Raw genomic sequence first — 25,557 nt, 5'->3', positions numbered from 1 at the left:
GATGAATGATAAATCTTTTTGGATGTTAAAGCAAAAATTTAATCAGTCATATGAGATGGAAAATAGGCATTACCACAATCATTATGAATTATATTATTTACTCAAAGGAGAGCGCTATTATTTCATTAAAGATAGGAGCTATCATGTTAAAAGTGGTGATCTGGTATTAATAAATAAAAATGCTCTTCACCATACTTCAAATGCAGATGATTTTCATCACGAAAAAATTATGATTTATTTTAAAGAAGAATATCTCAGCGGCTTATTTAATCCAGAAATGAGCATTGATTTATTCTCTATTTTTAGGAGTAACAATAATATCATTAGTTTAAATATTAAAAGTCAGGAATTGGTTAAACAGATGTTATTGAAGCTTCTGGCTGAGTACAATAGTTATAGGTCAGTTTTAGAAGAAAGCAGGCAGAATATTATTTTTAATAGAGAAGATAATAAGCAGTTTAAAGAATCTGAAAGAGAAAAATCATTTCATCTAAAAATTATGCTGGTAGAATTGCTTTATAATTTGAAAAGAATATTAAAAAAAGAGAAGAAAGACTTTAAACATACAAGCCCTCTTCATAAAACAATATCTGAGATAGCACAATATCTCGGCAAAAATTATGATAAAGATATTAGTTTAGGCTATGCTGCCGAAAAATTTTCTCTGAATTCCTGCTATTTAAGTACGAAATTCAAGGAGATAACAGGGTTTTCTTTTATCGAATATCTCAATTTAACCAGGATAAAAGAGGCAAAAGTTCTGCTTGAAAAAACTGATTTAAATATTACTCAAATTAGTCAAAAAGTAGGTTTTAATACCCTATCTCATTTTGGCAGGATCTTTAAAAAACATAATAATACAGCACCATCAAAGTACAGAAAGTTAAAGACAGATTAAATATAACTTCTTAAACGCAAATATAATACTTTATTTTATGGCTGTCCGGCAAGTAATAATTCGGACAGTTTTTTTCTATTTATTAGTTATAAAACTCATTGAAATCAAACTTGGCTGAGATTATTTTAAAAATAATTGTTGACATAGAGTTAACTCAAGGTGTTATGCTTAATTTAGTCAGCTTGAGAAAGTTTAAATTTGATAAGGAGGAATTCAATAATGAAAATTGAGAACGAAAAAGAATTTGATAAAGAGAATGTGTTTGGAAAAGGACAGGAAAATAAGATGTTTGCCAAGTATTTTGTGGGAGACTCTTTTTTGAATCCGCTAACAAATTATGAGGAAGATCCCGTATTTATAGCCAATATTACTTTTGAACCAGGTTGTAGAAACAACTGGCATATTCATCATGGAAAAAATGGTGGAGAACAAATTCTGATCTGTACTGCTGGGAGCGGTTGGTATCAGGAAGAAGGAGAAGATCCGGTAAGTCTTGAGCCTGGGATGGTAATCACTATCCCTACAGGAGTTAAAAACTGGCATGGAGCAAAGGCAGATTCCTGGTTTAGCCATCTGGCTTTTGGTGTTCCAGGAGAGGATACAGGTAATGAATGGTGTGAAGCTGTTTCTGATGAAGAATATAAGCAATTAGAAGAATAGGCAAATTCAGAAGAGGGTGATTTAAGATGATGCTAAGCCTAGAAAAATTATTATTTGTTCTGCTGCTGTCATTATCTATTGTTTTTCTGAGCGTTTTACTTAGTGGAGTTTTAAGTCAGCAGACTTATGCTCAAACAGCAGCTAAAACAGCCGTGGAACTTAGTCAGGAAAGTACTGACACAACAGCTGAGGAGGAAGAAATGGCAATGAGTATTAGAGTTGAATCAGAGGGAAAGACAATAGTTTTTAAATTAAATGATAGTTCAGCTGCAGAATCTTTTTATGAACAGCTGCCGATGACTGTTGAGGTTGAAAATTACAGTAATAATGAAAAGATTTTTTATCCAGCAAATAAACTTAATGTATCAGACACACCACTGGTCAATGCTAAAGAAGGTACTCTCGGTTATTATGCACCCTGGGGAGATGTTATCATGTTCTACAGTGATTTTGGTTCAGCTTCAGGACTATACGAACTTGGAGAGGTAGTATCTGGTGGAGAAAATATTATCTCATTATCAGGTACAATAGAAATTCATAAAAATAAATAAAATTATTCTTTAAATAATTTGACTTAGAGTTAACTTAAAGTGTTATAGTAATATTAAGGGTAGTTTTAAGAATTCTAAAATGTTTTAAAAGATAATTTACTAACTTAATATTTAACGAAAATCTTTAGAATTACTATGGAGCTGGGGCAGTTTTGCCTTCTGCTTCTAATTATATGAAAGGAGAGATTAATTATGATCTTAGAAGAAAATTATACTCTATCTAATGGAGTGGAAATTCCAAAATTAGGTTTAGGAACCTGGATGATTGATAATGACGAAGTTGCAGAGGTAGTTAAAGACGCTTTAGAAATTGGTTATCGCCATATTGATACAGCTCAGGCATATCAGAATGAAAGTGGGGTTGGTGATGGAATTAAAGAATCTGATATTGTAAGAGAAGATATCTTTGTAACTACAAAGATTGCTGCAGAATTAAAGTCATATGGTGAGGCAGCAGCTTCAATTGATGAATCACTTAAGAAAATGGGGCTTGAATATATTGATCTGATTATTATTCACAGTCCAAAACCATGGGCTGAATTTCATGGTGAAGATCATTATCTGGAAGGAAATAAGGAGGTCTGGAAAGCACTTGAAGAAGCATATCAGGCTGGAAAAGTTAAGGCAATAGGTCTTTCCAACTTTGAAAAAGTTGATGTTGAAAATATTCTGGAATACTGTACTGTAAAACCTATGGTTAATCAGGTTCTGGCTCATATTAGTAATACACCACATGATTTAATTCAGTATTCAGAGGATAATGATATACTTGTTGAAGCTTATTCACCAATGGGACACGGAGAACTATTTAAAAATGAAAAAGTTAAAGAAATGGCAGAAAAATATGATGTTTCAATCCCACAGCTGTGTATTCGTTATGGTCTGCAGCTTGGACTTTTACCTCTGCCTAAGAGCGGAAATCCAGAGCATATTAAAAGTAATGCCGAAGTTGACTTCAGCATTTCCGAAGAGGATATGGAATTTTTAAAGAATATGGAGAAAATTGAGGATTATGGAGATGCCAGTGTCTTCCCTGTATATGGAGGAGAAATGTAGTGAAAATCTTGATGCTATAACTATATAGCTATATAGCTAGAAATAAGTAAATAATATGTGCCTTCTGCTTACTCAGAATGATAAAGCAGTTTAGAACCTCGTTTCTATATTTACTATAGAGGCGGGGTTTTTTATTTTTAGATTATATATTTAGAATTTGATTATTATGATCTAATTATATTGATCTTATATGGTAAAGAAGTTTATAAATAAAAGGGGAGTTTAGAAAAAACTACTTTTTAAAAATTATTCAGAGAAGATTTTATAAAAAATTTCAAAAAAGCTTGACCTGGAGTTGACTTTAAGTGATAAAGTATTAAATAATAAGAAATTAATTTAAGATATAGCTTGACTTTGAACTAACTCAAGCTTATATAATTTTATTAAAGTTAGAAGTTAATCTAGAAAAAACCGAAATTATTACAGCTGAAGAAGAAAAAATTAAGGAAGGTGGGATTATTCATGATTTTAGAAGAAAGCTATACTTTATCTAATGGAGTTGAGATTCCAAAGTTGGGACTTGGAACCTGGTTTATCAGCAATAAGGATGCGGAGCAGGTAGTTAAAGAAGCTGTAAAAATAGGATATCGTCATATTGATACAGCTCAGGCCTACCGGAATGAAAGTGGAGTTGGAGATGGAGTTAGAAACTGTGGAGTTAAAAGGGAAGAATTATTTGTAACTACAAAACTTGATGCAGGAAAAAAGTCATATCAGGAGGCTGCCGTATCAATTGATAATATACTTGAAAACTGTTCTATTAAACCAATGGTCAATCAGATTCTGGCTCATATTAGTAATACTCCAGAAGAATTAATTCAATATACAAAGGAAAAAGATATACTTGTTGAAGCTTATTCTCCAATCGGACATGGAGAACTATTTAAAAATGAGAAAATAAAAGAGATGGCAGAAAAATATAATGTTTCAATTCCACAGCTTTGTATTCGTTATGATCTGCAGCTTGGACTTCTGCCTCTTCCCAAAAGCGAAAATCCAGAGCATATTAAAAGTAATGCAGAAGTTGATTTTACAATCTCTAAAGAAGATATGGAAATTTTAAAAAACATGGAAGCAATTGAGGATTATGGAGCTGCCAGTATAATGCCAGTCTATGGTGGAGGTTTTGATTTAAAATCAATCATTTCTTATATTTTTCAGAGAATTGCATCTATCTTTCGCTAAATTTTAATTGAGAAATAGTATTCAGAGCAGGGTTGATTGTATCAGGTAAAAAAGTGATGAAGGTAATTTTAAAAAATTGATACCGACTAAGATTTATGATATCTTAAAAAAACTACTAGATTTGACGTAACGTAAATTTTGCCTGGAGGTAAAAAGATGAAGATAAGGGTGCTTCGCTATTTTTTAACTGTAGTCAGAGAGGGGAATATTACTAGAGCAGCAGAAACTCTGCATATAACCCAGCCTACTTTAAGCAGGCAGTTAATGCAGCTGGAAGAAGAACTTGATACCCAGTTAATAATCAGAGGGAAAAGAGAAATTAAATTGACAGAAGCCGGAAGACTGCTTGTTAAAAGAGCAGAAGAAATTTTATCATTAGTTAGTAAAACTGAAAGTGAGATCACATCAGATCTGGTAACAGGTCAGGTTTCTATTGGTAGTGGGGAGTCAGTTATGACTTCTCAGGTGCTTTCTAAATTAATAAGAAAGTTTCACAGCAAATACCCAAGGGTTAAATTTGATTTATTTACCGGAAACGCCAGTGATATTAAAGAAAAAGTTGATAAAGGCCTGCTCGACATTGGTCTGTTAATTAATCCTGTAGATACTGAAAAGTATTATTCTATAGAATTAGAAGAAAAGGAAAAGTGGGGAATTCTGCTTTTAAAAGATGATCCTTTAGCTGCAAAAAAAGAGATTAAGGCAGAAGACCTAAAAGAAGCTAATTTAATTATCAGCAGGCGCTCAATCATTGAGAACAAAATGGCTAATTTTTTTGCCAGCAATTTTGCGGATCTTAATTTTATTGCTACCTATAATCTGATATATAATGCGCTGACGATGGTGGAAAGTGGTCTGGGATATGCGCTGGCCCTGGAGAGTTCAATTAAAATTGGGCAGAGTGATCAGATTTGTTTTAGGCCGCTTACTCCAGAATTAAGCTCTTCCTGTGTCTTTATCTGGAAAAATCAGCAGATCTTTAATTCGACAGCATCTGCCTTTATAAAATTGATTAAAAGTGAGTATTAGCAATCTTATTATATTAAAATTGCTAATTTAAGAATAAGCAAACAGGGAAAATTCAATTATATTTTTAGAAATATAAGTTTTTTTCAAAAAAAAAAGAAGGAATTCTTTAAATCATCACTAATATATATAATAGAGTTTATTTAATCGATTAAGGAGAATTATAATGGCAACTATAAAAGATATTGCAAAAAAGGCTGGTGTTTCTACAGCTACAGTTTCTTATGTTTTAAACGACAGTGCCCAGATAAGTAAAGAAACGAGAGAAAAGGTTCTTAAAATTGTTGATGAAATGAACTATAAAAGAAATAATATAGCTAAAAGTTTGAGGACTAATAAAACAAATACAATTGGTGTAATTGTTGAAGATATGACTGTTTTTAATTCTCCTCAAATTATAGATGGGATTAATAGATATGTTGAAGAACATGGTTTTCATATTATTTTAAGTAATTTACGCTTAAACAAAAAAATTGGCAACTCTTTTGAAAAAGCAGCCAAATATTCTGAAGAAATAAGTGAAACTATCGATGTTTTATTAACCAGACAGGTTGATGGAATTATCTATATTGGAGAACACCCAAGAGATGTTAGCGGCATAATTAAAAACATTGACAAACCGGTAGTATATACTTATTGTTATAGTTCAGAAGAAAATTCTTATTCTGTTAATTATAATGATAAGCTGGCATCATATCAGGCGACTAATTATCTAATTAATTTAGGTCACCAGAGAATTGCTGTAATTAGTGGGATGATTAATTCTAGACCTTCACACGAGAGACTGCAGGGATATCAGCAGGCTTTAATTGATAACAATTTAAATTTAGATCCAGCTTTGATCAGAACAGGGAACTGGGAATATGATACCGGCTTTAAGTTAAGTAAAGAATTATTAAAAAGCCAAAATCCTCCAACAGCAGTTTTTGCTTTTAATGATTTAATGGCAGTTGGGGTTATTGATGGTGCTCAGTCTATTGGATATAAAGTGCCGGCTGATTTATCAGTAATTGGTTTTGATAATAGAGAATTTAGTCATTTTTTCAAACCCAAGCTGACAACGATAGATCTTCCTTTAAATAAGATGGGAGAAAAAGCTACTAAAAAGCTCATAGATTTAATTAAGGAAAGAAAAATTAAAAGAAATAGCAGTAAAATAGAATGTAAGTTAATTGAAAGAGCATCAGTTAAGAAAATAAGTAAATAAGTATTGAAACTTAAATTAAAAAAGCTTTAGTTTATTGTTTTACATGTTTTATTTAATCGTTTAAATAAATTTAAGGAGGGGCTCAATGGATAATAAAGAAAATTCATTAAAAGAAATTTCTCTGAAGGACGTAAAAATTGATGATGAATTTTGGAATCAACGTTTAGAGAAAAATCGTACTGTAACTTTGGAACATCAATATCAGCAGCTTATCAAAACAGGACGATTAAAAAACTTTAAAAAGGCAGCAGGAATGGAAGCTGGAAATTTTTATGGAATGTTTTTTAATGATTCTGATGTATATAAATGGCTGGAGGCTGCAAGTTATACTCTTGCTAATATAGATGATTCAAAATTATCGAAAAGAGTAGAGAATGCAATTGAACTTATTGCAGAGGCTCAGGAAGATGATGGATATTTAAATACTTATTTTATCCTGGAAGAACCAGATAAAAAATGGACAAATCTTGGAATGATGCATGAGTTATATTGTGCTGGCCACTTATTTCAGGCAGCAGCAGCTCACTATAACTCTACAGGAAAAAAGAATCTCTTAGATGTAGCCTGTAAATTTGCTGATTTAATTGATAATAAATTTAGATTGTCTGGACATAAAGGAGTCCCTGGGCATGAAGAAATAGAATTAGCTTTAGTAGAATTATACAGAGCTACAGGAAATAAAAATTATTTAAAACTATCCGAATATTTTATAAATAATAGAGGTAAACATTACTTTAAAAAAGAAGTTGAAAACTTGAGAGATGTAGCTGGGGCAGATTTTGAACAAAATATTGAGAATTTTGATAATTTTGAGATGAGTAGATATTATCAGGAGTTCTTTCTGGATGAGAATAATAAATATGATGGAAGCTACGCCCAGGATCATTTGCCGGTTAGAGAGCAGAAAGAGGTTAAAGGTCATGCAGTGCGAGCGATGTATTTATATTCTGCAGTAACAGATATTGTGTTAGAAACAGGAAATCATTCACTTTTAAAAGCTTTAGATAATTTATGGAATAATATGACTAAAAAGAAAATGTATATTACTGGTGGTATTGGTTCTACCCATGATTATGAAGGCTTTACAGAAAATTATGATCTTCCAAATAAAAGTGCATATGCAGAATCCTGTGCAGCAGTTGGCAGTATTATGTGGAACCAGCGTCTGCTTAAAGTCAAAGGAGATGCTAAATTTGCCAGTATAATTGAAAGAACTCTTTATAATGGCTTGCTTTCAGGAGTAGCTTTAAGTGGAGATAAGTTTTTCTATGTTAATCCACTCGCCAGTGATGGAGATCACCACAGAAAGGGCTGGTTTCATGTTTCCTGTTGTCCACCAAATATTGCAAGGCTGCTTGCCTCATTAGAGAAATATATTTATCTGCAAAAAGAGGATGGTTTGTATGCTAATTTATTTATTTCAAGTGAATTAGATACCGAAATTGAGGGCCAAAAAATTACTTTAAAGCAGAGTTCAGATTTCCCCTGGGATAATAATATTAACTACACAATTAATGCAGAAAATAGTGTTAATTTTAATCTTAATGTTCGTTTTCCAGACTGGGCTGAAGAGGCTGAAGTTTTTGTTAATGGTCAAAATGAACAGGTAAAAGTGAAAAATAACTATTTAGTTATAAATAGAAAATGGAAAGATAGTGATCAGATAAAAGTAGTATTCGAAATGTTAGTTAAACAGATAAAATCTCATCCAGCAGTTAAAGAAAATAGAAATCAGGTAGCTTTAATGAGAGGGCCGTTAGTTTATTGTTTAGAAGAAGTAGACAATAATATAGACTTAGATAATATCATTATTCCAGCTGATTCTGAAATCAATGTTAAATTTGAAAAAGCACTTAACGGTTTTAATTATCTTGAGGGTGAAGCATTGATTGAAAACCAGGCTGTCTGGGAAGATAAACTTTATCTTGAAAAAAGTGAGGTAGAATATAATGAATTTAAATTTAAAGCAGTTCCTTATTATCTCTGGGATCACCGTGATCCAGGCCAAATGAGGGTCTGGTTACGAGAATATAATAAATAAGTTTTAGAAGATTATTATCAATTCTAAAACAAATAAATTTAATGGGGAGGGATAAATAACAGGTATTAAGGGTTGAGATAATTGTTGTAATAAAAACTTAAGGAGGGTAATAATGTTTAAAAGAAAAGGCAAGTTTTTAGTAACTTTAGTTGTTTTAGCTATTTTATTGGTTTCGGTTAATTTAGTAACTTTTGCGGCTGATGAATTAATTGTTGGTGTTGGTGGTTGGGCTGTAGAACCTACAAAAAGAGCACTGGAAGAACTTAATTTTACAGAAAAGACCGGTATAGAAGTGACTGTTACTACAAGACCGGGTTCACCTCCAGAATTTATTTCTCAGATGACAAGCTCAATTCTTGGTGGTCAAACCCCATATGATGTAATTGATTTAGAAGATGATGCAGCTATTAACTTTTCACGCTCAGGCTGGTTAGTGGATCTTGATCCGATTTATGACGAAGAATTCTGGGCTGACTGGACACCTGGCATGTTAGAGATGGTGGATACCTGGAATAGATATGAGGGTGAACTTTTTAGAATTCCTCATAACTATGAAACTCAATATTTCTTCTACCGCAAAGATATTTTAGAAGAAAAAGGACTGGAAGTTCCTCAAAGCTGGGAAGAAATGATAGAAGTAGGAAAAGAGCTTACTACAGATGAAATGTACGCATTCTCTGATGGTCTGGCAAAAGGCGGCTATCTGGGAGTTTATGTTTCTTATTTAACCCAGCAGGCTGGAGGAAATCCTTTTGATTTTGGACCAGAACTAAGAGAAGCTTTAAAGTTTATTCATGACATGATCTATGAGTATGAAATTTTCCCAAGTTCTGCCTTAAATAAGGACTTTGACCAGGTTAATAATGACTTTGTAAATGATAGAGTTGCTATGATGAGAATGTGGCCTTACTTCTTTGATTATCAGGAAGCACAGGAAGACTGGTACAGTGACGATAAGGTTGGAGTTGCTTTACCTCCTAAAGGACCAGAAAGTAGAAGTACTTTTGTAGCTTCCTGGGGATGGGCAATACCAAATACATCAGATAAAATTGATGCAGCTAAGACATTTATAGAATTTATGACTTCAGTCGAAAATGCACCTAAACTGGCTGAAATGAATACCTGGTTTTTAAGCCCCAGACATTCTATAATGGAGGAAATTAATGTTGAAGAAAGCAGACTTGCTTCAAACCTAAAGAAATATTCTGATGCAGGTGTAATAGCTTCACGTCCTTTCCATCCTAACTTTAGACAGGCGTCAAGTATAGTAGAAGAACTTTCTTCAGCTTATTTAACCAATCAAATATCATTAGATGAGGTAATTGAAAGAGGACAGCAGCAGATGCAGGCTCTTGAAGAATAACTTTAAATAATGATTATCCTCCCGGAGTAGATTATTTATGCTCCGGGGGATATCAATATTTTTAAGTGGGAGGGATAAAATTGTTTACGAATTACAGTAAATTAAAGAAATATTTGATTTTTGCTATTTTAGTTGGACCAGCAGTTTTACTAAGATTTTCAACTTCGTTATATCCAATTTTTAGAACAATCTATTTAAGTTTTTTTGATCATAATTTGATGGAACAGGTTCACCGTTATATTGGTCTAAATAATTATACTTCTTTACTGAATGATCAAACAATAATTGATGTCATTGGTTTTACTTTAGCCTTTATTACCATTTCGGTGATTCTGCAGTTAGTACTGGGAATGGTTGTTGCTAATTTATTAAATACCAAATTTATTGGGCGAAAAATTGTCAGGACTTTAAATCTTTTGCCCTGGGTAATCCCGGTAATTGTAAGTGGCTATGTATTTAGATGGATGCTTAATGCTGATTACGGGTTAATAACTGACTGGGTTTTCCGCTTAAGTGGAAAAGAAGTTCAATTTTTGATTGATTCTTTTCTGGCCAGAGGATCACTAATATTATTAAATGTCTGGAGAAATACTCCTTTTATGGCAATAGTCTTACTGGCTGGACTTCAAAGTATTCCTGAAGAATTATATGAAGCAGCTAAAATTGACGGGGCCAACTGGTTTCAGAGATTTTTAAATATTACTTTACCTGCAAGCAGTTCTACAATTGTAACATTAGGTCTTTTTAATATAATCTGGCAGATAGCAAATATCGATATAATTTTAGGTTTAACTCAGGGTGGACCTGGAAGTTCCACTACAGTAATTGCTTATAGAATTTATCAGCTGGGTATGCAGTGGTTTAACTGGGGTAGAGCTTCAGCGTTAAGTGTGTATCTATTATTAATTGTAGCCGTTATAAGTTTAATTGCTTTATATTTATATAGAAAATTTGAATTTACTTCATAAAATTGAAAGAATTAGGAGGACTTAAGATGAAGTCTCAGAAAACTCGTAATAAAATACTTTTGTATTTTGGAATTTCAGTTTTTGTATTTATTATACTTGTCCCCATATATTGGTTATTTTTAACAGCTTTAACCCCCAGAACACAGTTATTTAGTGTTCCTCCCAATTATTTTCCGGATTTTACTTTTGATAATTTTATTAATCTAGCATCACAGGTACCTTTTTTATCATACTTAACTAATTCCATGATATTTTCCGTTGGAGCAGTTTTGGTTTCAGTTATTTTAAGTTTTCTGGCAGCCTATGGATTTGCCAGAATTGAAATTCCCGGGAGCAATATTTTATTATTTGCCCTGGTATTAACAATGGCTATACCTGAAATTGTAACAGTTGTCCCACTATTTCAGATACTTAGAAATTTTAATATGATAGATACAATTAGAGGACTTATTTTAGTAATGGGAAGTGTATTAATTCCTTTTTCTGTCTGGGTTTTAGTTACTTTTGTTAAAAGAGTTCCAGTTGAGATCGAAGAAGCAGCAATAGTTGATGGCGCAACTTTACCACAGGTCTTATTTTATATTGTAATCCCGGCAATGAAACCTTCGTTAGTAACTGTAACAATTATTAACTTTATTAATGCCTGGAATAATCTGCTTTATCCGCTTGTTTTTAGCTCTTCAATTAAAGCAAAAACACTGACGGTTAGTATTACCGAAATTTTTCAGGCTAGAACTCCCTATGGTAGACCCTGGGAATTGATTAGTACCTTAGGTGTAACAATGGTTTTACCTATGATAATTTTAGTTTTTGTTGCACAAAAGGGAATAGTTTCGGGATTGACAAGTGGATCTCTAGATTAAGTAATATCTTGATTATAAATGAACTCTATTGTTGAAACTGGGCAATAGAGTTTTATTTTATCTTAATTATACTTTTTAAGCATTATAAACAATAACTAATAAGTATTGGTAATGATAAAGCAAAATTGTTAAAATATAATTAGATAAAAAAACTTTTGACCTGGAGTGCACTTAAGGTCTGAGAGGATTACTTAATAAATTTACTTGGCTATGGCTGCTGTAATAATTTTGACAATGTGAAACTTAATTTGGAGGTAAAAAGATGAAAATTACAGAAAAAGCAGAAAAAGAAGTTAAAAGACTTTTTGGAGAGGATTATCAGGCTGAACTTAAAAGAAAAGATCCAGAAATGATGGAGATATTTGACAATTTTGCTTTTGATGAAGTCTTGGAGTATGGAAATTTAAGTGAAGAAAAGCGAATCTTAGTAATTCTAGCAGCTTTAATCGCTGCTCAGGGTCAGGGCCAATATAAAGATATGCTGAGAGCAGCGGTCAATATTGAAGTAAGCCCGGTTAAAATTAAAGAAGTTGTTTATCATTCGACCGCCTATGTGGGAATGGCTAAAAGCTATGATTTTCTGAAAATCACGAACGAAGTTTTGGAAGCTGAAGGAATAGAACTACCTCTTGCAAAACAGTCGACTACAGATCAGGAGATAAGGTTTGATAAAGGCCTTGAAGTGCAGAAATCTATTTTTGGTGATGTTATCGATAAGATGCATCAAAACGCGCCAGAAAATCAGAAAAATATCCAGAATTATCTTTCGGCAAATTGTTTTGGAGATTATTATACCCGCAGCGGTTTGAATTTAAAAGATCGGGAAATGATAACTTTTGCTATGCTGGCTGCACTTGGCGGCTGTGAATCACAGATTAAGGGACATGTTAGAGGTAATCAGAGTGTTGGCAATGATAAAGAAACTCTTTTAAGTGTACTGAGTCAGCTTGTACCCTATATTGGTTACCCAAGAACCTTAAATGCGTTAAGCTGTGTTAATGAAATAATTCCGGAAGAGGAATAGAGAAAAAAGTTAAAAGGAAGGAGTAAATATTATGAATTATACTACAGTAGGTAGAACAGGGATTAAAGTTTCTAATTTATGTCTGGGAACAATGTCTTTTGGTGGAGATGCAGATAAAGAAACGGCAAGAGAAATGTTTAGAGCCAGTCGAGAAGCAGGGATTAACTTTTTTGATACAGCAAATGTTTATAATGGTGGTAAATCTGAAGAAATACTGGGGGAATTAATTGCTGAAGATAATCGAGATGAAATTATTTTAACCAGTAAGATGTTTTATCCCATGTCTGAGGATATTAATGCTATGGGTGCAAACAGACGTAATATTATTAGAGAGGTAGAAAATAGCCTGCAGAGGTTGGGAACAGACTATATTGATTTCTATTTTGTTCATATGTTTGATCAGAATACTCCAATTGAAGAAACTCTGGCAGCTCTTGATCAGCTGCAGCAGGATGGGAAAATATTATATCCGGCCGTAAGTAACTGGGCTGCCTGGCAGATAGCAACCTCACTGGGTATTTCAGCTAAAGAATCACTGGCTAGATTTGAGCTTATTCAACCGATGTATAACCTGGTTAAAAGACAGGCAGAAACCGAAATACTGCCTCTGGCTGAAGCTCATAATTTAGGTGTTATTTCTTACAGTCCCTTAGGTGGAGGTCTGCTGACAGGTAAATATGGTGTAGATAAAAAGCCAGCCAAAGGTAGGCTGGTGGATCAGAAACGCTATTCTGCCCGCTATCATGATCAGATAAACTATCAAGTAGCAGATAGATTTACTAAGTATGCAGCTGAAAAAGATATTAACCCTGTTACCCTCGCTGTGGCCTGGGTAAAATCTAATCCTGCAATCACTGCTCCTATAATAGGGGGCCGTAATCTTGAGCAGTTAAAAGATTCTCTGGCAGCAGCAGAATTCGAAATGTCAGCTGAAATGAGAAAAGAAATTTCTAATCTTTCCCCAACACCAGCTCCAGCTACTGATCGGGGAGAAGTATTATTTGATGAATTTGAATAGAATCCTCAGTTGGATTTTAAGTACAGCTATTTGAAAGAGGTGAAAAATAATGCAGATTTCAGAGGTTAGTCAGAGGTTAGATTTATCTAAAGACACTCTTCGGTATTATGAAAGAATTGGTCTGATTCCGGATATTAGACGTAACAGCAGTGGCAACCGTGATTATACAGAAAATGATTGTGGTTGGATAGCATTTATAAAATGTATGCGCAATGCCGGGCTTCATATTGATACTTTAAAAGAATATTTAGACCTGTACCAGCAGGGAGATACTACAATTAAAGCTCGAAAAGAATTATTAACAGAAGAGAGAAAAAAACTTGCTTCCAAGATAGACGAATTGCAGCAGACTCTGGAACGTTTGGATTATAAGATTGAGTCTTACGAAAAAGTAATCTTAGATGCAGAGGAAGAATTAATGTCAAGGGAAGAGTTTAAGGCTGCAGTTGGTTAAAATATATTAATAATTTTTAGTGAGGAATGATAAAATAAGAATAGTGTTAATATTTTAATATCATAATATTTAATTTCAGAGAAAGGGGTATTAATATGAAAGTAGTTGTTATTGGAGGAACCGGACATATTGGAACTTATCTTGTACCTGAGCTGGTAAAGGCTGGTTATGAAGTTATTAATATTACCAGAGGTCAGAGTGATCCCTATCTTCAAGATTCAGCCTGGAATAAAGTAGAGCAGGTTATTCTGGATAGAGATAAGGAAGCTGATTTTTCAGAAAAGATTGCAGCGTTCGATGCTGATATTGTTGTAGATTTAATTAATTTTCAGCTCGAGGATACAAAAGAAATGGTTAAAGCTTTAAAAGAAACAAAGCTATCTCACTATCTGTTCTGTTCATCTATCTGGGCTCACAGCAGGACAAAGATGCTGCAGGCTGATCCAAATACAGTAAAAAAAGAAGCTCTGGATGATTATGGATTAAATAAATTTTACAGCGAACAATACTTAAAAGAGCAGTACCGCCAGAATGGTTTTCCTGCCACAATTATAATGCCAGGACAGATTTCTGGACCAGGCTGGCTGATTATCAGCCCCTTTGGTAATATAGATCCAGAAGTATTTGAAAAAATAGCCAGGGGCGAAAAAATATATTTACCTAACTTTGGTATGGAAACTCTGCATCATGTTCATGCAGCAGATGTAGCTCAGATGTTTTTCAAAGCCATTACCCATAGAAATCAGGCTCTTGGAGAAAGCTTCCATGCAGTTGCTAAAGATTCTTTTACGCTATATGGTTATGCAAAGGCAATGTACGAATTTTTTGGTCAAAAAGCAGATATTGATTTTTTAGACTGGGAAAAATGGTGTGATTATATAGATGATGAAGAACAGACAGAACAGACTTATTATCACATTGCCAGAAGTGGATTTTTCTCAATTGAGAATGCCAAAAGTTAATTGATTATCAGCCCCAGTATTCTACAAGAGAGACTGTTGAACTAAGTATTAAAAGTTATCTGGAAAGAGAAGTTATTGAGATTTAACTGTTTGCACCTGGCTAAAAATAAATATTTCACAATTGGTTCTGCTGTAAATAGTATAATTTATAGTAACTAAAAAAATAAATAATTTTAATTAGATCCAGCCTTTTTTCATTAAGGGGCTGGATTTTTTTATTGCCAAAGAATGCTTAAATGGCAGTCTTTCATAAATTTTCATGAAAATAATTAAAAAAATTTCATGAAAAAAGAAGGGTTTTTCAATTAAGCCTTGAATAATAAAAATAGAGAAGCAAAAAATTATAATAATAAGTTTATAAGATTATAAGATTGCCAGAGGGAGAGTGGTAAATTTTCTGAAGATAAAAGTTTTTCAAATTCTTTAATTAAAAACTCAAAAATCTCGAGGAGGAAAAAATGTTTAATAAAAAATCATTAATCTTATTTATTTCACTAATTATTATTTTATCTACAGTAATGGTGGGAGCACAGGAAGGAAAATTTGCCGGTCAGTTTACAAAAGAAGAGATGTGGGTTCAGGAAAGTCTAGATTCTTATAATGAAGCTCCAGAATTAAAAGAACTTGTAGATGCGGGTAAATTACCTCCAGTTGAAGAACGCTTACCAGAAGTTCCGAGAGTAGTGAAGTCAAATATAATGGCCAATGGAATAGGGGAATATGGTGGTGTCTGGCGTGATACCTTTGCTGTTCCAGTAGCAAGCTGGAACTGGGGAGCACAGAAAACCCAGGGCTGGTTTGGTATTAATCAGATGGTACAGGAGTCTCTTCTAATTTCTGGTCCGATGTGGATGCTTGAACAGCCTGATCCACTGCCAAATCTAGTAACTGACTGGGAATGGTCAGAAGATGGAAAAACTTTAACTATGAATTTGTTGGAAGGTGTTAAATGGTCAGATGGTGAAGCATTTACTGCTGATGATGTATTATTTACCTATAATGATTTAATTTTAAATGACAACATACCAACCTTTGGCAGTAAAGAAGCCTGGGTATATGGTGGTCAGCAGACTGAATTGGAAAAGATAAATGATTATAAAATTAAATGGCATTTTGGTGTGGAAAGACCTGTCCATGCTTTTTATAATATGGATTACTTAGATTTTGCTGTTTCCCCAAAGCATGTCTATAAACACTTCCACCCGGACTATAATCAAGATGCCACATATGATGATTTTGTGAGTGCAACCCCACCGGATGATCTGCCTGTAGTTACCTTGGGTCCCTGGATTCCAACAAAATATGAGGCAGGACAGCAGCTGGTGATGGTTCGTAATCCTTATTACTGGCAGGTTGATGAAGAAGGAAATCAGCTTCCATATTTAAGTGAAGTTCGTTTTAATGAGGTAGAATCTGGAGATATCAGAACTATGAATTTAATTGGTGGTTCAGCAGATAGAACAAATCTGGAAAATCCTGAAACATTCAGTATGGTTAGACAGGCTTCTTTAGAAGAGGATGCACCTTTTAAAATTGAATTTGGGCCATTTGGTATTGGCTATCATATTTCAATGAATCTTTCTCGTTATTTAAGTGTGGAAAATGACCGTGATGCAGAATTAAGAGAATTATTTAGAGAAAAAGCTTTTAGAGAAGCAGTTTCTCATACAATCAGCAGAGATGCAGTTGCAAATGTTGCTTTCCCTGGCCCTTTAACTCAGGCCTGGTATGGAGGCTATCCTAGTGGTTCTTCATATTATGATGAAAATAGTGTAGTTAAATATGGATATGATCCCGAAGCTGCAAAAGAAAAATTAGCCTCACTTGGTTTTGTAGATACAAATGGAGATGGTATCTTAAATTGGCCGGCGGACAGCAAGATTGCCGGTGATGAACTGGTAATTGAAATGATGATCAATCAGGATCAACAGGCAAGTATTAATGCAGCAGAAGCAGTGCAGCCAATGTTTAGAGAAGTGGGAATTGACTTAAAAGTAAGGTTGGTATCTGCTAATAATGTGGCAACTAAAGTTGGCGGTGGAGATTTCGAAATGTACTTTAACCGACTTGACTCAGCCATTCCATTTATACAGATGGAGCTTTTTGGACCATTCAGAAATAACTCTCCTGATTGGCATTATGCAGCTTCTGAGGGTAAAAGAGATCTTCTGGGTTTTGAAAAAGAAATTCAGCAGATTATGCAGGAAGCCCGTTATGTTGCAGATGCAGCAGAACGTAAAGAAATGTTTAAGGAGATATTAAATCTATATACAGAAAATGTATATACTGTTGGCGTTTATGAGGTGAGAAGAGGTACTGGTCTGCATAAAAGAATTAGAAACTGGCAGCCTGATATTCCTCCCTATATGTATAACTGGACAATAAATAGTATCCCAGTTCAGATTTTATATGTAAATCAGGAAGATCAGCTGGAGACAATGTTTTTAGACAGTATTCCAACAGAAGAAGATTATTCAAATCGTTCCTGGCACTTGCCTTTAGACTAAAAACAATAACAATGGGGAGAGTGCAATATTCTCTCCCTCAAATTATAAACTTATTATTAAATTATAGAAAATAAATTTCAATAATTTTTCTTAAAAATTTAAGGAGGAATACAATTGATTAGTTATGTAATTAGAAGATCACTGCTTGCTATTCCAATGCTGCTCTTAGTAAGTCTAATAGCCTTTTTTATTCTCACTCTTCCACCTGGAGACTATATGACATCTTATCAAAATCAATTAACCAGTCAGGCGGGACTTACAACTGCGGAAGCAGAAGAAATGGCTGATGAAATGAGGCAGAAATATGGACTGGACCAACCGTTTTTAATTCAGTATTATAATTGGATTAAAAACATTGTTACTAATGGTGATTTTGGTTATTCATTCTTTTATTCTAAGTCTGTCTCGGCAGTTATCTGGAGCAGAATGGGTTACACACTTTTAATTGCAGGTCTCTGTCATTTTATCTCTGTTTTTGTAGGAGTTATTATTGGTATATTTTCTGCCACTCATAAATATTCTTTTGCAGACTATATCTTTACAGTTTTAGCTTTTTTAGGTGTTTCTATTCCTGCTTTTTTTCTGGCTATTTTTATGATGTATATCTTCTCATTTGAGCTTGGTATGGGGGTAGGAGGACTATTTTCAGATGAATATATTATGGCTCCCTGGAGTTTAGCTAAAGTCTGGGATTTAATTAAACACCTCTGGCTGCCGGTAATAATAGTTGGCTTTGCTGGAACCGCACGAAATATGCGGGTTATGCGTTCAAATTTATTAGATGTGCTGGGGCTTCAGTATATTCAGACTGCCAAAGCCAAGGGGCTAAAAAACAAAACAGTAGTTTATAAACATGCAGTTAAAAATGCTATAAAACCTATAGTTATGTCAATGGGCTCTGCTTTACCATTTTTAATTACCGGAGAAATGATTACCAGTATTGTGCTCGATCTACCAACAACAGGTCCTGCATTTTATAATGCTTTAGTTAATCAAGATATGTATTTAGCTGGGAGTTTTTTAATGATGATTGCTGTAATTCTTGTAATTGGTAATCTGCTGGCAGATATTGCTCTGGCCTGGGTTGATCCAAGAGTCAGGTATAACTAAAGGAGAGAGGTGTAAAAGTTGAAAAAAGAAGAAAAGAAAAAAGGAAAAAAGTATTTAAGTAATAAAGAAAAAATATGGCGCCGCTATAAAAAACATAAGCTGGGAATGATCGGTGGAACTATAGTTGTTTTACTTCTAGTTTTAAGCATTTTCGCACCGTTTTTTAGCCCTTATGATTATAAAAAACCGGATTATGAAGGGGCATATATGCCACCTCAGCCGTTAAATTTTACAGATGAAGATGAAAATTTTAGCATAGTACCTTTTACTTATGGGGTAGAACAGGGGATGGATCCTGAAACCTGGGCCAGAACATTTGAAATTAATCCAGAAGAAAAGTATAAATTAAGCTTTTTTGTGGAGGGCTGGGAATACGAACTATTTGGAATTTTTGAATCCAATATTCATCTTTTTGGTGTTGAAGAAGGTGGAACCTTTCACCCGTTTGGAACAGATAAGCTGGGAAGAGATATTTTTAGCCGGATAATTTTTGGCAGCAGGATTTCAATATTTATTGCTTTTTTTGGTTCACTTCTTTCAGCTGTTGTTGGTTCTTTAATCGGTGGAATTTCCGGATATTTCTCAGGTAAGATTGATTTATTTATTCAGAGAATCATAGAAATGTTTCAGCTTTTTCCACAGCTGCCGCTGATGATGGCTTTAAGTGCTGCTATTCCAACTACCTGGCCGCCTATTTTAATTTTTGTTGGTATAGTTATTGTTTTGTCTTTAATTCAGTGGACTTTTCTGGCTCGAGAAGTCAGAGCGATTGTTTTAAGTTATCGAGAACAGGAATTTGTTAAAGCAGCGCAGGCTTTAGGTGCCAATCACTTATACACAATCTTAAAACATGTGATCCCCAATTGTTTCAGCCATATTATTGTAGTTATGACTCTAACTATTCCCCGCTTAATTTTGGCTGAAAGCACTCTGAGTTTTTTAGGGCTTGGTATTCAGCCTCCTATGGTCAGCTGGGGTGTTCTTTTACAGGAAGCAACAAATATTCAAACAATAGGTCAGCATCCCTGGATTATGATTCCGGGAGCCTTTATATTCTTTACTGTTCTGTCAATTAACTTCTTTGGTGATGGGGTAAGAGATGCTCTGGATCCAAAGAGCAATTAAGGTGGGTGAATAATTTGAGTAAAGAAGCATTAGTAGAAGTGAAAAACTTAAAAACTTATTTTTATACAGAAGAAGGAGTAGTTAAGGCGGTAGATGGAGTCGACTATGAGATCTATCCCGGCGAAACTTTAGGAATTGTAGGAGAATCCGGCTGTGGTAAAAGTGTAACCTCTTTATCAATAATGCGGCTGGTAGAATCTCCTCCTGGGAGAATAGAAGCTGGAGAGATTAATTTTCAGGGAAAAGATTTAACAAAACTGCCTGAAAAAGAGATGAGAAAAATTCGCGGTAACGATATCTCAATGATTTTTCAGGAGCCGATGACTTCTTTAAATCCTGTTTACACTGTTGGTGATCAGATTATAGAGGCAATTATGCTCCATAAGGGTGTAGACAGAAAAGAAGCAAGGCGTCAGGCTATTGATATGCTGCAGAAGGTAGGTATTCCGCTGCCGGAACAGCGTGTAGACGAATATCCTCACCAGCTGTCAGGTGGTATGAGACAGAGGGTAATGATTGCGATGGCCTTAAGCTGTGATCCTAAATTACTGATCGCAGATGAGCCGACAACAGCACTTGATGTAACTATTCAGGCTCAGATTCTGGAGCTGATGAACTCCTTAAAAGAAAGTTATGGAATGTCAATTATGATGATTACCCATGACTTAGGAGTAATAGCTGAAGTTTCAGACAGAGTAGCAGTTATGTACGCCGGTAAGGTGGTAGAATATACAGATGTAGATACATTATTTGAAGATCCCAAACATCCTTATACCTGGGGTTTGATGAATTCAATTCCAAAGTTAGATAAAGATGTTGACAGATTAGAAGCGATTCCAGGTAGTGTACCTTCACCACTGAACTTTCCAGAAGGATGTAAGTTTAATACCCGCTGTCCTTTAGCAGAAGGTAAATGTTTTGACCAGGAGCCACCATTAGAAGAAGTGGCAGATGGACATAAAGCAAGATGCTGGAGATATAAAGAGCTGGAAGAAATTAAAAAGCGCGGAGAAAGAATTTACGAGGATCGAGGTGTTCAGAAATAATGGCTGAGAATTTATTAGAAGTTAAAAATCTTAAAAAATATTTCCCTGTCAAAGAAGGAGTTTTTAAAAGAACAGTAGCTCATGTAAAAGCTGTTGATGATATCTCCTTTGCAGTAAAAGAAGGAGAAACACTCGGCCTGGTAGGAGAATCAGGTTGTGGTAAGTCGACAACAGGTAGAACAATTCTTAGATTATTAGAGGCAACAGCTGGAGAAATAATTTTTAAAGGCCAAAACATTTTAAATCATGATCGAAAAGAAATGCGGAAGTTAAGAAAAGAAATGCAGATTATTTTTCAGGATCCCTATGCTTCACTTAATCCCCGGATGACAGTTGGTGATATAGTAGGTAAGGCTATTGATCTCCATAACTTAGCTGAAAACAAAAAAGAGAGAAATGAGATGGTGAGAGAACTTTTAGAGAAAGTTGGGCTTGGTTCAGAGTATATGCAGCGTTACCCCCATGAGTTTAGTGGTGGTCAGCGCCAGCGAATAGGAGTAGCCAGAGCTTTAGCGGTAGATCCTAAGTTGATTATAGCCGATGAGCCGGTATCTGCTCTTGATGTATCGGTTCAGGCACAGGTAGTAAACCTGCTGCAGGATTTACAGAAAGAATTTGGTTTGACCTTTCTTTTTATTGCTCATGATTTGAGTGTTGTTAAGCATATCAGTGATCGAGTAGCAGTAATGTATCTGGGAAAGATTGTAGAATTAACCAGTAAAAATGATTTATATAATAATCCCCAACATCCCTATACTCAATCATTATTATCTGCAATTCCAGAGGCTGATCCAAAGAAGAAAAAGGACAGAATAATCTTAGAGGGAGATGTACCTTCACCAGTAGATCCACCTTCTGGCTGTAGATTCCATCCCCGCTGTCCAAAAGCATTTGCTAAATGCTCAGAGCTAGAACCAGAATTTAAGGAATATGGTGATGGTCATTTTGCTGCCTGTCATTTGTTAGAAGAGTAATAAGAATTAAAAATATATAGAAATATGGTCATATTTCTATTTGCGATATAAATTAAATAAACAAAGTTATATATTTTGAGTGGAGGTTTTAAAATGTCAATCAAATATGATCAAAAAAAGAAAATATTTCATTTAAAAAATAAGGAAATAAGTTATGTAATTAAAGTACTAAAAAATGAGCAGTTGGGTCACCTCTACTGGGGTAAAAAAATTGAAAAAGCTGAGAGAATGGATCGTTATTCAAGCTCTCAACTAAGGCCCTATGAGGCATATGCGGACGAAGATGATACCGGCTTTATTTTAGAAAATATAGCCCGAGAATATCCATCTTTTGGTCAGTCTGATTTTAGAGAGCCCGCCTATCAGATAGAAGCAGAAAACGGCTCGATTATCAGCGATTTAAAATATCAGGAGCATCAAATTTATGCAGGCAAGAAAAAACTAAATGGACTACCTGCAGTTTATGTTGAGCAGAAAGAGGAAGCAGAAAGCTTAGATATAACTCTTTATGATGAAGCTTTAGATTTAGAAGTGACTCTAACTTATACAATCTTTAGAGATTATCCGATAATTACCCGCTCAGCTCACTTTAATAATAAAGGTGAGCAGAAGATTAATCTTAAGAAAGTTTTATCAATCAGTGTTGATTTTGAGAATAGAGATTTAGAACTGCTGCAGTTATCAGGTGCCTGGGGCAGAGAAAGAGATATTATCCGTCGGCCCCTGGAGCAGGGAATCACCATAATTGACAGTAAGAGAGGCGGCAGCAGCCACCAGCAGAATCCTTTTGCAGCTCTGGTAGAGCCAGAGACTGATGAGTACAGCGGAGAAGCCTATGGATTTAGCCTTGTCTATTCTGCCAATTTTATTGCTCAGGCAGAACGTAATCATTACGGAAAAACAAGAATGACTATGGGAATTAATCCCTTTAACTTTAACTGGCTGCTGGAAAAGGGACAGAGCTTTCAGACACCGGAGGTAGTGCTGAATTATTCCGATCAGGGTTTAAATAAGATGTCCCATAATTATCATCAGTTATATAGAAGTAGACTGGCCAGAGGAAAATATCGTGATCAGGAAAGACCTGTTTTAATCAACAACTGGGAAGGTACCTATTTCGATTTTGATACAGATAAAATCTTAAAAATGGCAGAAGCTGCTGCAGAAGTTGATATTGAACTCTTTGTCCTTGATGACGGCTGGTTTGGGGAAAGAAATGATGATACTTCCTCACTTGGTGATTGGTATGTAAATGAGGATAAACTGCCGGAAGGTTTGGGATATTTAGCTGAAGAAATAAATAAGCTGGGCATGGATTTTGGGCTCTGGTTTGAGCCGGAGATGATTTCTCCAGACAGCGATCTATATCGGGAGCATCCAGAATGGGCAATTCAGGTTGAGGATCGCCAATCAACACTTTCCAGACAGCAGTTAATACTGGATTTAAGCCGTAGAAAAGTTCAGGAATATATTATTGAGAGAGTTTCTACAATTTTAACTAAGGCAAATATCTCCTATGTTAAATGGGATATGAACAGGCCAATGACTGAATTTGGATCTTTAGAGCTGGAGGCCGATCATCAGCGTGAGTTAAATCACCGCTATGTTCTTGGACTATATAGAGTTTTAGAAGAAATCACATCCAGATTTCCTGAAATTTTATTTGAAAGCTGTGCTGGTGGTGGAGGCCGTTTTGATCCAGGAATGCTCTACTATATGCCCCAGACCTGGACCAGTGATGATACAGATGCTGTAGAAAGACTAAAAATCCAGTATGGGACTTCAATGGTTTATCCAGCATCAGCTATGGGAGCTCATGTTTCAGCAGTTCCCAACCATCAGGTTGAGCGAAGCACCTCTCTAAAAATGCGCTATGATGTGGCAAGTTTCGGTAACCTGGGCTATGAGCTAGATATTACAGAATTAAATAAAGAAGAAATAAAAGCTGTAAAAAGGCAGGTTAATAACTATAAGGAGATAAGAAGCTTAGTGCAGTTTGGAGACTTTTATAGACTTAAAAGTCCTTTTGAGAGTAATTTTGCCGCCTGGTCTTATGTAGGTGAGGATAAAGAAGAAATACTTGTTGGTTTTTATCAGGTTTTAGCTTCTCCAAATCCAAGAGAACAGAAGTTAAGGTTAAAAGGCTTAGATGCTGATCAGGAGTATAAGGAACTGGAAAGTGGAGAAATCTATGGTGGTGATGAACTAATGAATTATGGTATTAAAGTTCCTCATCTAAAAGGTGATTTTTCTTCCGTAGTTTGGAGATTCAAAAAATATATACCCTCTAAATAGTAATTATTCAGCCTTTGCAGAATTATATTATAAGAAATTGTGCTTTCTCTATGATATTTAGCTAAAATTAAAAGTGAACTGTGAAGGCTGAACTAAATACTATTTAATCTCTGCCTAAATAATGCTATAATGTAAATAGAGTTTGTTATAAGGAGGCTTTAAAATGGGAGTAACACTTAAAGATATTGCAGAAAAAGCGGGGGTTTCTATTTCTACAGTTTCACGTGTGATAAATGATGATCAGGAAAGTCCTGTTAATGAAGAAACTAAACAGAGAGTCTGGAAGTATGTTAAAACCTTAGGCTACAGCAAGAGCTCAAAAAGCAGTGTTAGCTCTAAAAAAACTAAGGAAATTGGTTTAATCTTTAACATGACACCTGATATTTATAATCATCCCTATTTTTCTGTGATTTTGACAGCGATAGAAAATGAAATAAAAGAACGGGGTTATGATCTGGCTTTTTCACTTTCAGAAAGTGATATCCAGAAGCGATCTACCAGACATCAAATAATTTCGTCAGATTTAGCTGGAATTATAGTTGTTAGTGATTTTATTGAAGAGGGACTTCTGAATGATTTAAAAGAAAAGTTTAAAAATCTAGTTTTTATTGATTCTTATAAAAAAGATTTATATAGAGACATAATTTTAGTGGAGAGAGAAAAAGCGGGTTATGATTTAACTCAATATTTAATAGATAAAGGACATCGAGATATAGCTTTTATTGGAGGGTCTTTTGCAGAAAAAGAAGCGCCTGATTTTTATCATGAAAAAAGGTTTTTAGGTTTTAAGAAAGCAATGAAAGCAAATAATTTAGAGTGGAAAGATGAGTGGATTATTGATGGCAGCTGGGAGAAAGAACCTGCTTATATAGCTGCCCAAGAATTATTAAAGCAAAAAGAGCTGCCGACAGCAATTTTTGCAGCAAGTGATCAAATGGCTATTGGAATCATGCGTGCTATTCACGAAGAAGGTTTAACTATTCCAGAAGATATTTCAATAATTTCTTATGATAATATTGATATGGCAGCCTATACCAATCCACCACTGACTACTATGAATATTCCTAAAACAGCGATTGGAAAGCTGGCAGTTAAGAGATTGATCGAGAGAATTGAAGGGCTGGATGAAGATTTAGATATTCCAATTAGGTTTTTTGTTTCTACTAAGTTGATAGAAAGAGATTCTGTAGCTGAACTGAAAAAATAAAATAATAATTAAACTTC

Annotated in this window: 22 protein-coding genes; all 22 read left to right on the top strand. The window is 34.6% G+C overall.

Translation table 11 applies throughout. The annotated features are described in order from the left end of the window. Position 1 precedes the first annotated feature (1 nt). Positions 2–898, top strand: coding sequence for an AraC family transcriptional regulator (locus DFR80_RS01110; protein ID WP_114488975.1), 897 nt, complete (start codon positions 2–4; stop codon positions 896–898). Positions 899–1,117: 219 nt separating this feature from the next. Then, on the top strand, positions 1,118–1,558 hold the full coding sequence (locus DFR80_RS01105; protein WP_114488974.1) for a cupin domain-containing protein: 441 nt from the start codon (positions 1,118–1,120) through the stop codon (positions 1,556–1,558). Positions 1,559–1,584: 26 nt separating this feature from the next. Continuing rightward, complete coding sequence (locus DFR80_RS01100; RefSeq protein ID WP_199505746.1) at positions 1,585–2,109, top strand: cyclophilin-like fold protein; 525 nt, start codon at positions 1,585–1,587, stop codon at positions 2,107–2,109. A 192-nt stretch (positions 2,110–2,301) separates the two neighbouring features. After that, a complete protein-coding gene (locus DFR80_RS01095) occupies positions 2,302–3,165 on the top strand; it encodes an aldo/keto reductase (RefSeq protein WP_114488973.1) in 864 nt (287 codons plus the stop codon). Positions 3,166–3,627: 462 nt separating this feature from the next. Further along, entirely contained in the window at positions 3,628–4,350 is a 723-nt protein-coding gene (locus DFR80_RS01090) for an aldo/keto reductase (protein WP_114488972.1), read from the top strand. A 156-nt stretch (positions 4,351–4,506) separates the two neighbouring features. Continuing rightward, entirely contained in the window at positions 4,507–5,379 is an 873-nt protein-coding gene (locus tag DFR80_RS01085) for a LysR family transcriptional regulator (RefSeq protein WP_114488971.1), read from the top strand. 163 nt (positions 5,380–5,542) lie between these two features. Beyond that, entirely contained in the window at positions 5,543–6,583 is a 1,041-nt protein-coding gene (locus DFR80_RS01080) for a LacI family DNA-binding transcriptional regulator (RefSeq protein WP_114488970.1), read from the top strand. Positions 6,584–6,668: 85 nt separating this feature from the next. Then, entirely contained in the window at positions 6,669–8,624 is a 1,956-nt protein-coding gene (locus DFR80_RS01075) for a glycoside hydrolase family 127 protein (RefSeq protein WP_114488969.1), read from the top strand. Between the two features lie 112 nt (positions 8,625–8,736). Then, complete coding sequence (locus DFR80_RS01070) at positions 8,737–9,987, top strand: ABC transporter substrate-binding protein (protein ID WP_114488968.1); 1,251 nt, start codon at positions 8,737–8,739, stop codon at positions 9,985–9,987. 80 nt (positions 9,988–10,067) lie between these two features. Next, positions 10,068–10,955 (top strand): carbohydrate ABC transporter permease, encoded by an 888-nt coding sequence (locus tag DFR80_RS01065; protein ID WP_114488967.1) that lies wholly within the window; start codon positions 10,068–10,070, stop codon positions 10,953–10,955. A gap of 26 nt (positions 10,956–10,981) precedes the next feature. Continuing rightward, positions 10,982–11,818: a carbohydrate ABC transporter permease gene (locus tag DFR80_RS01060; RefSeq protein ID WP_076544873.1), complete on the top strand. Its 837-nt coding sequence runs from the start codon at positions 10,982–10,984 to the stop codon at positions 11,816–11,818. 262 nt (positions 11,819–12,080) lie between these two features. Then, positions 12,081–12,842, top strand: a complete 762-nt coding sequence (locus tag DFR80_RS01055) for a carboxymuconolactone decarboxylase family protein (protein ID WP_114488966.1) — start codon at positions 12,081–12,083, stop codon at positions 12,840–12,842. 31 nt (positions 12,843–12,873) lie between these two features. After that, positions 12,874–13,860: an aldo/keto reductase gene (locus DFR80_RS01050; RefSeq protein ID WP_114488965.1), complete on the top strand. Its 987-nt coding sequence runs from the start codon at positions 12,874–12,876 to the stop codon at positions 13,858–13,860. Between the two features lie 49 nt (positions 13,861–13,909). Further along, a complete protein-coding gene (locus DFR80_RS01045) occupies positions 13,910–14,314 on the top strand; it encodes a MerR family transcriptional regulator (protein WP_114488964.1) in 405 nt (134 codons plus the stop codon). Positions 14,315–14,409: 95 nt separating this feature from the next. Then, positions 14,410–15,276: an NAD-dependent epimerase/dehydratase family protein gene (locus DFR80_RS01040; RefSeq protein ID WP_199505745.1), complete on the top strand. Its 867-nt coding sequence runs from the start codon at positions 14,410–14,412 to the stop codon at positions 15,274–15,276. A gap of 458 nt (positions 15,277–15,734) precedes the next feature. Further along, positions 15,735–17,783, top strand: coding sequence for an ABC transporter substrate-binding protein (locus DFR80_RS01035; RefSeq protein ID WP_114488963.1), 2,049 nt, complete (start codon positions 15,735–15,737; stop codon positions 17,781–17,783). A gap of 114 nt (positions 17,784–17,897) precedes the next feature. Then, positions 17,898–18,893 carry an ABC transporter permease gene (locus DFR80_RS01030; protein WP_114488962.1) on the top strand — a complete coding sequence of 332 codons (996 nt, stop codon included), beginning with the start codon at positions 17,898–17,900 and terminating at the stop codon, positions 18,891–18,893. An 18-nt stretch (positions 18,894–18,911) separates the two neighbouring features. Further along, entirely contained in the window at positions 18,912–20,018 is a 1,107-nt protein-coding gene (locus tag DFR80_RS01025) for an ABC transporter permease (protein WP_233493651.1), read from the top strand. Between the two features lie 14 nt (positions 20,019–20,032). Further along, on the top strand, positions 20,033–21,064 hold the full coding sequence (locus DFR80_RS01020) for an ABC transporter ATP-binding protein (protein WP_114488961.1): 1,032 nt from the start codon (positions 20,033–20,035) through the stop codon (positions 21,062–21,064). Further along, on the top strand, positions 21,064–22,038 hold the full coding sequence (locus tag DFR80_RS01015) for an ABC transporter ATP-binding protein (protein WP_114488960.1): 975 nt from the start codon (positions 21,064–21,066) through the stop codon (positions 22,036–22,038). The genes DFR80_RS01020 and DFR80_RS01015 overlap by 1 nt, the downstream gene beginning before the upstream one ends. 93 nt (positions 22,039–22,131) lie before the next feature. Next, entirely contained in the window at positions 22,132–24,333 is a 2,202-nt protein-coding gene (locus DFR80_RS01010) for an alpha-galactosidase (protein ID WP_114488959.1), read from the top strand. A 163-nt stretch (positions 24,334–24,496) separates the two neighbouring features. Beyond that, entirely contained in the window at positions 24,497–25,540 is a 1,044-nt protein-coding gene (locus DFR80_RS01005; RefSeq protein ID WP_114488958.1) for a LacI family DNA-binding transcriptional regulator, read from the top strand. The last annotated feature ends 17 nt before the right edge of the window (positions 25,541–25,557 follow it).

The sequence above is a fragment of the Halanaerobium sp. ST460_2HS_T2 genome, assembly GCF_003337665.1.
GTDB classification, from domain to species: domain Bacteria; phylum Bacillota; class Halanaerobiia; order Halanaerobiales; family Halanaerobiaceae; genus Halanaerobium; species Halanaerobium kushneri.
The sequence above is the reverse complement of the archived record's forward strand: the minus strand, read 5'-3'. Positions and strand labels throughout refer to the sequence as shown.